The organism is Pseudomonas sp. CROZ-RG-20F-R04-15 (assembly GCF_022662375.1).
Classification (GTDB): domain Bacteria; phylum Pseudomonadota; class Gammaproteobacteria; order Pseudomonadales; family Pseudomonadaceae; genus Aquipseudomonas.
In genome coordinates, this window is sequence record NZ_JAKNQL010000006.1 from 78,773 (window position 1) to 91,210 (window position 12,438).

Here is a 12,438-nt window from a genome sequence, read left to right on the forward strand (position 1 = left end):
CGAGGCATGATCGGCAGGCGATAACAAAAAAGTAGCTCGCCATGACCCGAACCGCGCGCGTGACCGACCCTTCATACGAGTTGATGGATGACCACAACGGGTTGTCCATCATCTACCGCCAACATGGCTTTCCGTGCCCGCTGGTGCGCTGGCATTTTCACAAGGAATACGAACTGCACCTGATCGTCGCCAGCTCCGGCAAGGTATTCATCGGCGACTATATCGGCAACTTTCACCCCGAGACCTTGTTTCTGACCGGCCCCAACCTGCCGCACAACTGGATCAGCCAAGTGGCGGAAGACGAGGTGGTTGAGAAGCGCGACATGCTCGTCAACTTCACCGACGAGTTGTTCGAAAGTGGCCACCAGGTGTTTGCCGAACTGAAGACTCTGGCGCCGTTGCTGGAACGTGCGCAGTACGGCATCGAGTTTCGCTGCAAGCGCACCATTCGCCAGGCCATGACGCTGATGCAACGCATCGCCGACAGCAAAGGCATCACTCGCCTCGGGCACTTTTTCATCCTGATGGAATTGCTCGCGGCCAGCGATGATTTCCAGTTGTTGTCCGGCGCCAACACCCCGCAACTGGCCGACGAGCACAATATCGATCGCACCAACCGCGCGGTTGATTACATCTTCAGCCACTACGCCCGGGACATTTCGCTGGAGGAAGTCGCCGAGCACCTGGGCATGACTCCAACCTATTTCAGCCGGGTGTTCAAACAAGCCACCGGGCGCAATTTCATCGAGTTCGTCAATCGCCTGCGCATCAGCAAATCCTGCGAGCTGCTGGCTGACGGTGACAAACCGGTAACCGAGGTGTGTTTCGAATCCGGCTTCAACAATATTTCCAATTTCAATCGGCGCTTTCAGCAGCTCAAGGGCATGACGCCGTCGCATTATCGGCGGCTCGCGGTGCAGCGCCTGACTGAACAGAACCACCTCTGACAAAACAATTCTCCCCCTGTGGGAGCGAGCCTGCTCGCGAAGGGGCCGTGTCAGTCACCATCATTGGTAAATGACACACCGCTTTCGCGAGCAGGCTCGCTCCCACAAAGTGCATCGCTACACGCTGAAACCTGTACACATTCGATGACCCTTCCCCGCTGAAAACCCCTTCCCTGCATTCACCACGCCAAAGCCCAGTGCAAAAAAGTATCGATAAAAGTGCTAGGGATGATTTGTCAGCCCTGCGATTGAAGGCTGTAATCAGTGCACATTCTTCCAGTCGTCGGAAGACACAAAAACAATAACTGTCCTTCTGTTACCCACCGGGTGCAGAAAAGGAGTGCACGATGCAACCCACTGCAAAAGCTCTGCTTGCCCTCACCTGCATGACCCTCAGCAGCGTCAGCCTTGGCGCCCAGACCCTGACCATCGCCACCGTCAACAACAGCGACATGATCCGCATGCAAAAGCTCTCGAAAACCTTCGAGACCGAGCATCCGGACATCAAGCTCAACTGGGTGGTGCTGGAAGAAAACGTCCTGCGCCAACGCCTGACCACCGACATCGCCACCCAGGGCGGTCAGTTCGACGTGTTGACCATCGGCATGTACGAAGCGGCACTGTGGGGCGCGAAGGGTTGGCTCGAACCGATGAAGGATCTGCCGGCCAGTTACGCCCTCGACGATGTGTTCCCGTCGGTACGTGAAGGCCTGTCGGTCAAGGGTTCGCTGTACGCCCTGCCGTTCTACGCGGAAAGCTCGATCACTTATTACCGCACCGACCTGTTCAAAGATGCCGGCCTGACCATGCCCGAGCGTCCCACCTGGGAACAGATCGCCGGCTTCGCCGAAAAACTCACCAACAAAGACAAAGAGCAGTACGGCATCTGTCTGCGCGGCAAGGCCGGTTGGGGCGAGAACATGGCACTGATTACTACAGTCGCCAACGCCTATGGCGCGCGCTGGTTCGATGAGCAGTGGAAACCGGAATTCAGCGGCCCTGAGTGGAAAAACGCGCTGAATTTCTACGTCGACACCATGAAGAAATCCGGCCCGCCGGGCGCCTCCAGCAACGGTTTCAACGAAAACCTCGCACTGTTCAACAGCGGCAAATGCGCAATGTGGGTCGATGCCAGCGTCGCCGGCTCGTTCGTGACTGACAAGACCCAAAGCAAGGTCGCCGATCACGTCGGCTTCACCTTCGCCCCGCATCAGGTTACCGACAAAGGTTCGGCCTGGCTGTACTCATGGGCGCTGGCGATTCCGACCAGTTCCAAAGCCAAAGACGCAGCGAAAGAGTTCAGCGCCTGGGCGACCTCCAAAGAGTACGGCGAGCTGGTGGCGAAGACTGACGGCATCGCCAACGTTCCGCCCGGCACCCGCGCTTCGACCTACAGCGACGCCTACATGAGCGCGGCGCCGTTCGCCAAGGTCACCTTGGAATCGTTGAAAGCGGCTGATCCGAGCAAACCGACGCTGAAACCGGTGCCGTACATCGGCATTCAACTGGTGACCATTCCTGAGTTCCAGGCGGTGGGCACCCAGGTCGGCAAGCTGTTCTCGGCGGCGCTGATCGGCCAGACCACGGTGGATCAAGCCTTGGCGGCTGCGCAGCAAACCACTGAACGCGAGATGAAGCGCGCCGGTTATCCCAAGTAACCGCTGAAAGACTTGCTCCTGCCTCTGTGGGAGCGAGCCTGCTCGCGAAGGCGTCGTGCCAGCCAATACACCTGGCACTGATCCAGCGCTTTCGCGAGCAGGCTCGCTCCCACATGGGATCTCCATAGGTCTGTATGACTCGGTTGTGATCGCCATGAATACTTCAACTGCCAAAGCCCACATCGACCTGTCGCCACCTGCGCGCAAGGTTCGCGTACGCAATCCCGGCTGGTTTCTGGTCAGCCCTTCGGTGGCCCTGTTGCTGCTGTGGATGATCGTGCCGCTGGGCATGACCATTTACTTCTCGATGATCCGCTACAACCTGCTCTACCCCGGTGAAAACGAGTTCGTCGGGCTGGAAAACTTCACTTACTTTCTGACCGACTCAGGCTTCATGCCCGGCGCCACCAATACGCTGTTGCTGGTCGGTAGCGTGTTGCTGATCAGCGTGGTCCTCGGCGTGTTGATCAGTGCCTTGCTGGAGGCCAGTGAATTTCTCGGGCGCGGCATCGTGCGGGTCATGCTGATTTCGCCGTTCTTCATCATGCCCACGGTTGGCGCACTGATCTGGAAAAACCTGATCTTCCATCCGGTCTCGGGGATCCTCGCCTACATCTGGAAACTGTTCGGCGCGCAACCGGTGGACTGGCTCGCGCACTACCCGTTGCTGTCGATCATCATCATTGTTTCGTGGCAGTGGCTGCCGTTCGCGATCCTGATCCTGATGACGGCCATGCAGTCGCTGGACCAGGAACAGAAAGAAGCCGCGCGCCTCGACGGTGCGGGTCCGATCGCGATCTTCTGGCACCTGACCCTGCCGCATCTGGCACGGCCGATTGCCGTGGTGGTGATGATCGAGACGATCTTCCTGCTGTCGGTGTTCGCCGAGATTTTCACCACCACCAACGGTGGCCCCGGTTACGCCTCGACCAACCTCGCCTACCTGATCTACAACCAGGCGCTGGTGCAGTTCGACGTCGGTATGGCTTCGGCAGGCGGCTTGATTGCCGTGGTCATCGCCAACATCGCCGCGATCATTCTGGTGCGGATGATCGGCAAAAACCTGACTGACAAAGCCTGAGGCCTGCCATGACTCTCCAACAATCCCGCCGGCTACAAAGCCTGCTGCTCGGCACCCTGGCCTGGGCCATCGCGATCGTGATTTTCTTCCCGATCTTCTGGATGGTGATGACCAGTTTCAAAACCGAAATCGACGCGTTCGCCACGCCGCCGCAGTTCATCTTCACGCCGACGTTGGAGAACTACCTGCACATCAACGAGCGCAGCGACTACTTCAGCTTCGCCTGGAACTCGGTGGTGATTTCCTTCAGCGCCACGGCCCTGTGCCTGTTGATCGCGGTGCCGGCGGCCTACTCGATGGCGTTCTACGAAACCCAGCGCACCAAAGGCACGCTGCTGTGGATGCTCTCGACCAAAATGCTGCCGCCGGTGGGCGTGCTGATGCCGATCTACCTGCTGGCGAAAAGTTTCGGCCTGCTCGACACGCGCATCGCACTGATCGTGATCTACACGCTGATCAATCTGCCGATCGTGGTCTGGATGGTTTACACCTACTTCAAGGACATTCCCAAAGACATCCTCGAAGCCGCCCGCCTCGACGGCGCCACGCTGTGGCAGGAAATGGTCCGCGTGCTGCTGCCGATCGCCAAGGGCGGGCTCGCCTCGACCGTGTTGCTGTCACTGATTCTGTGCTGGAACGAGGCGTTCTGGTCGCTGAACCTGACCTCGTCGAAGGCCGCGCCGTTGACTGCTTTGATCGCTTCTTACTCGAGTCCTGAAGGTTTGTTCTGGGCCAAGTTGTCGGCGGTGTCGACCCTGGCCTGTGCGCCGATTCTGATCTTTGGCTGGATCAGCCAGAAACAACTGGTACGCGGCCTCTCCTTCGGTGCCGTGAAATGAAGGTTCCAAACCCAACACATTTCCCCTGTGGGAGCGAGCCTGCTCGCGAAGGGGCCGTGTCAGTCACCATCATTGGTAAATGACACACCGAATTCGCGAGCAGGCTCGCTCCCACAGAAAAGCCGATCCGGTTCATCTGAATAATAAATTGCGGAGGCCCATCATCATGGCCAACCTGAAAATCAAGAATCTGCAAAAAGGCTTCGAAGGCTTCTCCATCATCAAAGGCATCGACCTTGAGGTGAACGACAAGGAATTCGTGGTCTTCGTCGGCCCGTCGGGCTGCGGCAAATCCACCCTGTTGCGGCTGATCGCCGGTCTGGAAGAAGTCAGCGACGGCACCATCGAACTGGATGGCCGCGACATCACCGAAGTCAGTCCGGCCAAGCGCGATCTGGCGATGGTGTTCCAGACCTACGCGCTGTACCCGCACATGACCGTGAAAAAAAACATGTCGTTTGCTCTCGATCTGGCCGGCGTGCCGAAAGCTGAAGTCGAGAAAAAAGTCGGCGAGGCAGCGCGGATTCTCGAGCTCGGCCCGATGCTTGAACGCAAGCCAAAACAGCTCTCCGGTGGCCAGCGTCAGCGCGTTGCGATTGGCCGCGCCATCGTGCGCAACCCGAAAATCTTCCTCTTCGACGAACCGCTGTCCAACCTCGATGCCGCGCTGCGGGTGCAGATGCGTCTGGAGTTGCTGCGTCTGCACAAAGACCTGCAAGCGACGATGATCTACGTGACCCACGATCAGGTCGAAGCAATGACCATGGCCGACAAGGTCGTGGTGCTCAATGGCGGCAAAATCGAACAGGTCGGCTCACCGCTGGATCTGTATCACAACCCGGCGAACCTCTTCGTCGCCGGGTTTCTTGGCACGCCAAAAATGGGTTTCCTCAAAGGCACGATTGCCCGCGTTGACGGCCAGAGCTGCGAAGTCTCGCTGGACGCCGGCACGCGCATCACCCTGCCGTTCAATGCCGCCAACCTCAGTGTCGGCAGCGCCGTGACGTTGGGCATTCGCCCGGAACATCTGGAACTGGCGCAACCGGGCGACTGCTCGCTGCAAGTCACCGCCGACGTCAGCGAACGCCTGGGCAGCGACACTTTCTGCCACGTCACCACCAACGCCGGCGAAGCCCTGACCATGCGCGTGCGCGGTGATCTGGCCAGCCGTTACGGCGAACAACTGAGCCTGCACCTCGACGCTGCTCACTGCCATTTATTCGATGCCCAAGGCGTGGCGTTGACCCGTCCACTGCGCGCTGCGGCCTGATTTCGAGAATTCCCGATGAAACTCAACCAACAGAACCTCCATCGTCTGGCCGCCGAAGTGCAACTGCCTGCCTACAGCCTCAGCGACACGCGCCAGGGCATCGCTCACATTGGCGTCGGCGGCTTTCATCGCGCGCATCAGGCGTATTACACCGATGCCTTGATGAACACTGGTGAAGCACTGGACTGGGCGATTTGCGGCGTCGGCCTGCGCGCCGAAGACCGCCGCGCCCGCGATGATCTTAAGGAACAGGATTACCTGTTCACGCTGTTCGAACTCGGCGACAGCGACGACACCGAAGTCCGCGTGATTGGCGCGATTCGCGACATGCTACTGGCCGAGGACGGCGCTCAGGCGTTGATCGATAAACTCGCCGACCCGCAGATCCGCATCGTCTCGCTGACCATCACCGAGGGCGGTTATTGCATCGATGACAGCAACGGCGAATTCATGGCGCACCTGCCGCAGATTCAGCACGATCTGGCCCACCCGGAAAACCCGAAAACCGTGTTCGGTTTCTTGTGTGCAGCCCTGGCAAAACGCCGGGCGGCAGGTATCCCGGCGTTTACCGTGATGTCTTGCGATAACCTGCCGCACAACGGCGCGGTGACACGCAAGGCGCTACTGGCATTTGCTACGCTGCGCAATAGCAACCTGTGCAGCTGGATCGACGCCAACGTCAGTTTCCCCAACGCCATGGTCGACCGCATCACACCGATGACCAGCACCGCGCATCGCCTGCAACTGGCCGATAAACACGGCGTCGACGATGCCTGGCCGGTGGTCTGCGAGCCGTTCGTGCAGTGGGTGCTGGAGGACAAATTCGTCAACGGTCGCCCGGCTTGGGAAAAGGTCGGCGTGCAGTTCACCGACGATGTTTCGCCGTATGAAGAGATGAAAATAAAACTGCTCAACGGCAGCCACCTGGCGCTGACCTATCTGGGTTTTTTGAAGGGCTACCGATTTGTGCACGAGACCATGAACGACCCGCTGTTCGTGCGTTATATGCGCGCCTATATGGATCTGGACGTGACCCCGCAATTGGCGCCGGTGCCGGGCATTGATCTGACGGATTACAAAAACACGCTGGTGGCGCGGTTTTCCAATCAGGCGATTGCCGATCAATTGGAGCGGGTGTGTTCGGACGGTTCGTCGAAGTTTCCCAAATTCACCATTCCGACAATCAATCGCTTGATTGCCGATGGGCAGGAGACTAAACGTGCGGCGTTGGTGGTGGCGGCGTGGGCGTTGTATTTGAAGGGTGTGGATGAGAATGGTGATACCTATTCGATTCCGGATCCTCGGGCGGCTTTTTTTCAGGCGTTGGTGGCGGATGATGCTTTAATCACGCAGCGGTTGTTGGCGGTTGAGGAGATTTTCGGCACGGCGATCCCGCGTTCGGCGGAGTTTGTCGCGGCGTTTGAGTGGTGCTGTAACAGCTTGCGCGAGGACGGTGTGACGCGGACTTTGCAGCGGATTCTGGATTGAAAAGCCCCTCACCCTAGCCCTCCCGAAACGTCGGACCGCCCAGAGGGAGAGGGAACTGACCGATTGGTTTGTGCACCTTACATCGACCTGAACGTCCGGAGTCGAACTCAGGCATTGAACAGCACCTGATTGAGAGAACCGCAGTCGAACTCAGGTTTTGAACAGCACCGAGATCGGCTCCCTTTCCCCTTCGCCCCCTTGGGGGAGAGGGCTGGGGTGAGGGGGTAGCTCTTGATCTTCACCGCAACCCAACGGGTTCACACATGACAACACAACAACTATTCCTGGGCATCGACTGCGGCACCCAAGGTACCAAAGCCATCATCCTTGACGCCATCAGCGGTCAAGTCCTCGGCCAGGGCGCCGCCGCGCACACAATGATCAGCGGCGCCAACGGCCGCCGCGAACAAGACACCCAGCAATGGCTGGACGCCTTTACCCTCGCCACCCGCCGCGCGTTACTGGCGGCGAATGTCGACGGCCAGTCGATCCTCGGCATCGGCGTCTCCGGCCAGCAACACGGCCTGGTCCTGCTCGATGATCAAGGCGAAGTGCTGCGCCCGGCCAAGCTCTGGTGCGACACCGAAACCAGCGCCGAAAATGACCGTCTGCTGACTCATTTGGGCGGCGAAAAAGGCTCGCTGGAACGCCTCGGCGTAGTCATCGCGCCGGGCTACACGGTGTCGAAACTGCTTTGGACCAAAGAACAGCACCCCGTGGTGTTCTCGCGCATCGCACGCATTCTGCTGCCCCACGACTACCTGAACTTCTGGCTCACCGGCCGCGCCTGCAGCGAATACGGCGACGCTTCCGGCACCGGCTATTTCAACGTGCGCACGCGCCAATGGGACTTGCAACTGCTGCGCGACATCGACGCCAGCGGACGCCTGCAAGCGGCGCTACCTGAGCTGATCGATGCGCATCAAAGCGTCGGCACCCTCCTCCCGGCCATCGCCGAACACCTCGGCATCAACCCCGACGCGCTGGTATCGAGCGGTGGCGGCGACAACATGATGGGCGCCATCGGCACCGGCAATATTCAGCCCGGCGCGATAACCATGAGCCTCGGCTCCTCCGGCACGGTGTACGCCTATTCCGAGGTGCCGAAAGTCAGCCCGGACGCCTCGGTCGCGACGTTCTGCTCGTCCAGCGGCGGCTGGTTGCCGTTGATCTGCACCATGAACCTGACCAACGCCACCGGCGCGATTCGCGAGTTGTTCGACCTCGATCTGCAGCAGTTCAACGACCTCGTCGCCCAAGCCCCCATCGGCGCCGACGGCGTGAGCATGCTGCCGTTCCTCAACGGCGAACGGGTGCCCGCCCTGCCCCATGCCACTGGCAGCCTGCACGGCTTGACGCTGGACAACCTGACTCAGGCCAATCTGTGCCGCGCCGCCGTCGAAGGCACCACCTTCGGTTTGCGCTACGGGCTGGATTTGCTCCGCCACAATGGTTTACAAAGCCGCAGCATTTGCCTGATCGGCGGCGGCTCGAAAAGCGCGGTGTGGCGGCAGATCGTCGCCGACATCATGAACACCCCGGTGATCTGCACCGAACAAAGCGAAGCCGCCGCCCTCGGCGCGGCGATTCAAGCGGCGTGGTGCAAATCCTGGTCGAACGGCCACGAAGACACCCTCGCCGACCTGTGCCAGCGCTGCGTAAAACTCGATTCCAGCAGTGAAACCCTGCCGATTGCCGCCAACGTCGCGGCGTTTCAGCAGGCCTATGAACGCTATCAACAGCATGTCGCAACCCTATAAAGAGCAAACAATTATGTATTTGGTGTGTGGCGAAGCCCTGTTTGATTTTTTCAGTGAAGACGATGCCAGCGGTCTGGCCTCGAAAGTCAATTTCAAGGCGATTGCCGGCGGCTCGCCGTTCAACGTCGCTGTCGGTTTGCGCCGTTTGGGCGTGGACTCGGCCTTGTTTGGCGGGCTGTCCACCGACTACCTCGGCCGTCGCTTGCAGCAAGTGCTGCAGGACGAAGGCGTGTGCCCGGACTATCTGGTGGACTTCGCCGCACCGACCACGCTGGCCATGGTTGCCGTCGGTGCCAATGGCTCACCGCACTACAGCTTTCGCGGTGAAGGCTGTGCCGATCGGCAACTGAGTCTGGCGCATCTGCCAGACTTGGGCGCTGAGGTGCGCGGCTTGCACATTGGCTCGTTCTCGCTGGTGGTACAGCCGATCGGCGACACCTTGCTGACCTTGGTGCAGCGCGAGAGCGGAAAACGCCTGATCACCCTCGACCCGAACGTGCGCCTCAATCCCGAGCCGAACATCGACCTGTGGCGTGAGCGCATCGCGACGCTGGTGCCATTGGCCGATCTGATCAAAGTCAGTGACGAAGACTTGAGCCTGCTCTACCCCGAGCAGGACCCACAACGCGTGATCGAAGGCTGGCTCGAACAGCGCAGCCAGATCGTCTTCCTCACCCGTGGCGGCGACGGCGCTACTGTGTTCAGCCGCAACCATGGCAGTTGGTCAGTGCCGGCGGCCTCGGTGAAGATTGCCGATACCGTCGGCGCCGGCGACACCTTCCAGGCCGCGCTGATCACCTGGCTGACCGAGCAAGGACTGGATTCGGTCGAAGGCGTTCAGCAACTCGCCCGCGAGCAGATCGATGTCATGCTCAAGTTCGCCGTGCAAGCCGCCGCGCTGACCTGCAGCAAGACCGGCCCTGATCTGCCCTATCGTCATCAATTGAGCTGAGCGCGTAGACTGTCGGCCTTTTTGCGCACGACGGGATAACCGCTTTTGAATTACGGGCAGACGCTTGGACTACTGACACTGGCAACGCTACTGAGCGGGTGCGGCACCTCGCCGCCCCGCTCGCCGGAAGACATCTGCGAAATCTTCCGCGAAAAAAGCGACTGGTACGACGCGGCGCAAGTCACGCAAAAACGCTGGGGCGTGCCGATTCAGGTGCCCTTCGCGATCATGTATCAGGAATCCGGCTACCGCTACGACGCCAAGACCCCGCGCAAATACTTGCTCTGGGTGATCCCGTGGGGCCGCGTCTCGACCGCCTCAGGTTATGCGCAAGCCAAGGATGAAGTCTGGGCCGATTACCAGAAAAGCACCGGCCGCAGCGGAGCCGACCGCGAAGACTTCGACGACGCCATCGACTTTGTCGGCTGGTACATGGACAAGACCTATTCGATCAATGGCGTGTACAAGTACGACGCCTACAACCAGTACCTCAACTACCACGAAGGCTGGGGCGGATTCCGCAACAAGACCTACGCGAGCAAAGCCTGGCTGATGCCAACGGCGCGTAAAGTGCAGAACCGTTCGGATGTTTATGCGCGGCAATATGCCGGCTGCAAAGAGGATTTGAATCGGGGGTTCTGGAGCCGATTCTGGCATTGGTTGTAAGGACGCCTTCGCGAGCAGGCTCGCTCCCACAATAGATCTTCAGTGAACACAGATGCTGTGTCCGGCATTGATCCCATGTGGGAGCGAGCCTGCTCGCGAAAGCAATCGATCAGACGCTACAACTCCACACCTTACAACACGGAGAAGCTATAACTCACAATCAACCGGGTCTCATCCACATCCCGCGCAAACTTCTCATAATTGGTGCGATACGTAGCATTCCTCAAACGCAGACTTACATCCTTGAACGTGCCCGTCTGAATCACATACTTCAACTCGCTGTCGCGTTCCCACTCCTTGCCTTCCTGATCACTGCCCAACACCTTGATGTGGTCACCGTTCACATAACGGGTCAGGAAACTCAAACCATTAATGCCAATGGCCTTGAAGTCATAGTCATAACGCAACTGCCACGAACGTTCCTGCGCGGCAGCGAAATCGTTGACTTGCACGTAGTTGACCAGATACGGATTGCTGCCATCGAGGTACGGCATCGAGTTGTCGCCATTCATGCGCTGCCAACCGGCGCTGAACGTGTGGCCGCTGTGCGCGTAAGAGAGCATGCCGCTCAACGCACGGTTATCGATGGAACCGGCCTTGGCATCGCCGCTGTCGGCACTTTTCAGCACGCGCAGATCCGCTTTAAGTACACCGCCAGCTAACGGTTGATTACCCAGCAGCCCGACGAAGTGCTGACGATAGATGTCTTCCAGTTCGGCGTAGTGATACTGCGCGGTCAGGCGATCATTGATCTTGTAGTCGAAGCCGTACATGTCGAAATGGTCGGCGGTGGTGTTGCAGGCGTAGCGCTTGTTCTTGCAGTGCACGCGGATGTCTTGCGAATCGGTGGAATCCCGCGCGGTGTACTTGTCCAGACGCGCGGCCATGAAGGTCAGGTCTTTCAGCTCTTTAGAGGTGAGCATGGCGCCGTTGAACATGGTCGGCAGCAAACGGCCGTCGTTGTATTTCAGCAACGGCAGATCCGGCAGCAGCGCGCCGTACTTCAGCACCGTGTCCGAAACCTTGACCTTGGCGGTCAGGCCCATTTTCGTGTACTGACCTTTCGAGCCGCGCGGATCGTTGCCGCTGGAAGGCAACAAGCCGCTGTTGCTGCGATCCGGGCTGGAATCGAGTTGAAAGCCAAGCATGCCCAGCGCATCGATACCAAAACCCACGGTACCTTCGGTGTAGCCCGATTGCAGGTTGAGAATAAAACCCTGTGCCGACTCTTCACGCTTGGACGCGCCCTGATCGTTCGTGGTGTGCCCATCACGGAAATCGCGGTTGAAGTACACCGTGCGCGATTCGATTTTCGCCGTGGTGTCTTCAAGAAATCCGCTGGCCTGGACCTGTGCGGTAAAACCTGCGCACAGCACAAAGGCTCCGAAGCCAAACGACTGGCGCGGGGTGATGAGGGGAAATGGGGGACGCATGAAAAACTCCAACAATGCAGCGTTTGCGCAAGCGCGCAACAAGCCAGAAAAATAGCTCCCGTCCCGGGTCAGATTGAACCAGGAGAAAGTGAACACGCAGGGGTGAGCGGCAATGATGGCAGATGGCTTTGACGTGCTACAGGCGACTTTAGTCTGAATCTGACTGACGATTCTTCTACTCAGGGTCGTGGGAAAAGTTGCCGGCAGTGAGCGCCGATTCGCACAAACCGCCCGGTTTCATTGGGCGAAATACCTCATCTAAGGGTTTTCCCTATACCGCAAACCTGCCAGACCTACGGCTTTTGTGCCTTGAACGAGGCGGCTGAATCCTCCATCATCCGTCC

Annotated in this window: 10 protein-coding genes and 1 pseudogene; 10 read left to right on the forward strand and 1 reads right to left on the reverse strand. The window is 59.1% G+C overall.

The genetic code is table 11. The annotated features are described in order from the left end of the window. The first annotated feature begins 41 nt into the window (after window positions 1-41). From L8H52_RS11380 to L8H52_RS11420, 10 genes and pseudogenes are all read left to right on the forward strand, one after another. On the forward strand, window positions 42-947 hold the full coding sequence (locus L8H52_RS11380) for an AraC family transcriptional regulator (RefSeq protein WP_242207112.1): 906 nt from the start codon (window positions 42-44) through the stop codon (window positions 945-947). Between the two features lie 18 nt (window positions 948-965). Beyond that, window positions 966-1,055: pseudogene (locus tag L8H52_RS30515) on the forward strand (metal ABC transporter ATP-binding protein); the annotation flags it as partial. 239 nt (window positions 1,056-1,294) lie between these two features. Continuing rightward, window positions 1,295-2,605, forward strand: coding sequence for a sugar ABC transporter substrate-binding protein (locus L8H52_RS11385; protein WP_242207113.1), 1,311 nt, complete (start codon window positions 1,295-1,297; stop codon window positions 2,603-2,605). 154 nt (window positions 2,606-2,759) lie between these two features. After that, window positions 2,760-3,686 carry a sugar ABC transporter permease gene (locus tag L8H52_RS11390; protein ID WP_242207114.1) on the forward strand — a complete coding sequence of 309 codons (927 nt, stop codon included), beginning with the start codon at window positions 2,760-2,762 and terminating at the stop codon, window positions 3,684-3,686. Window positions 3,687-3,694: 8 nt separating this feature from the next. Further along, complete coding sequence (locus tag L8H52_RS11395; RefSeq protein ID WP_034154211.1) at window positions 3,695-4,525, forward strand: carbohydrate ABC transporter permease; 831 nt, start codon at window positions 3,695-3,697, stop codon at window positions 4,523-4,525. 166 nt (window positions 4,526-4,691) lie between these two features. Continuing rightward, complete coding sequence (gene ugpC, locus L8H52_RS11400; protein WP_242207115.1) at window positions 4,692-5,795, forward strand: sn-glycerol-3-phosphate ABC transporter ATP-binding protein UgpC; 1,104 nt, start codon at window positions 4,692-4,694, stop codon at window positions 5,793-5,795. 15 nt (window positions 5,796-5,810) lie between these two features. Next, window positions 5,811-7,283 (forward strand): mannitol dehydrogenase family protein, encoded by a 1,473-nt coding sequence (locus tag L8H52_RS11405; protein ID WP_242207116.1) that lies wholly within the window; start codon window positions 5,811-5,813, stop codon window positions 7,281-7,283. 263 nt (window positions 7,284-7,546) lie between these two features. Then, window positions 7,547-9,043, forward strand: coding sequence for a xylulokinase (xylB, locus tag L8H52_RS11410; RefSeq protein ID WP_242207117.1), 1,497 nt, complete (start codon window positions 7,547-7,549; stop codon window positions 9,041-9,043). A gap of 13 nt (window positions 9,044-9,056) precedes the next feature. Then, window positions 9,057-9,995 (forward strand): carbohydrate kinase, encoded by a 939-nt coding sequence (locus L8H52_RS11415; RefSeq protein WP_242207118.1) that lies wholly within the window; start codon window positions 9,057-9,059, stop codon window positions 9,993-9,995. Window positions 9,996-10,040: 45 nt separating this feature from the next. Further along, complete coding sequence (locus L8H52_RS11420; RefSeq protein ID WP_116028949.1) at window positions 10,041-10,661, forward strand: hypothetical protein; 621 nt, start codon at window positions 10,041-10,043, stop codon at window positions 10,659-10,661. 131 nt (window positions 10,662-10,792) lie between these two features. Here L8H52_RS11420 and L8H52_RS11425 read toward each other — a convergent pair whose 3' ends face one another. After that, window positions 10,793-12,094, reverse strand: a complete 1,302-nt coding sequence (locus L8H52_RS11425) for an OprD family porin (protein ID WP_242207119.1) — start codon at window positions 12,092-12,094, stop codon at window positions 10,793-10,795. Window positions 12,095-12,438 lie beyond the last annotated feature (344 nt).

Bases quoted from the DNA above. Each gene is read 5' to 3' on its own strand.
- L8H52_RS11380 (WP_242207112.1), top strand. From the start codon at position 42: ATGACCCGAACCGCGCGCGTGACCGACCCTTCATACGAGTTGATGGAT.
- L8H52_RS11385 (WP_242207113.1), top strand. From the start codon at position 1,295: ATGCAACCCACTGCAAAAGCTCTGCTTGCCCTCACCTGCATGACCCTC.
- L8H52_RS11390 (WP_242207114.1), top strand. From the start codon at position 2,760: ATGAATACTTCAACTGCCAAAGCCCACATCGACCTGTCGCCACCTGCG.
- L8H52_RS11395 (WP_034154211.1), top strand. From the start codon at position 3,695: ATGACTCTCCAACAATCCCGCCGGCTACAAAGCCTGCTGCTCGGCACC.
- ugpC (WP_242207115.1), top strand. From the start codon at position 4,692: ATGGCCAACCTGAAAATCAAGAATCTGCAAAAAGGCTTCGAAGGCTTC.
- L8H52_RS11405 (WP_242207116.1), top strand. From the start codon at position 5,811: ATGAAACTCAACCAACAGAACCTCCATCGTCTGGCCGCCGAAGTGCAA.
- xylB (WP_242207117.1), top strand. From the start codon at position 7,547: ATGACAACACAACAACTATTCCTGGGCATCGACTGCGGCACCCAAGGT.
- L8H52_RS11415 (WP_242207118.1), top strand. From the start codon at position 9,057: ATGTATTTGGTGTGTGGCGAAGCCCTGTTTGATTTTTTCAGTGAAGAC.
- L8H52_RS11425 (WP_242207119.1), bottom strand. From the start codon at position 12,094: ATGCGTCCCCCATTTCCCCTCATCACCCCGCGCCAGTCGTTTGGCTTC.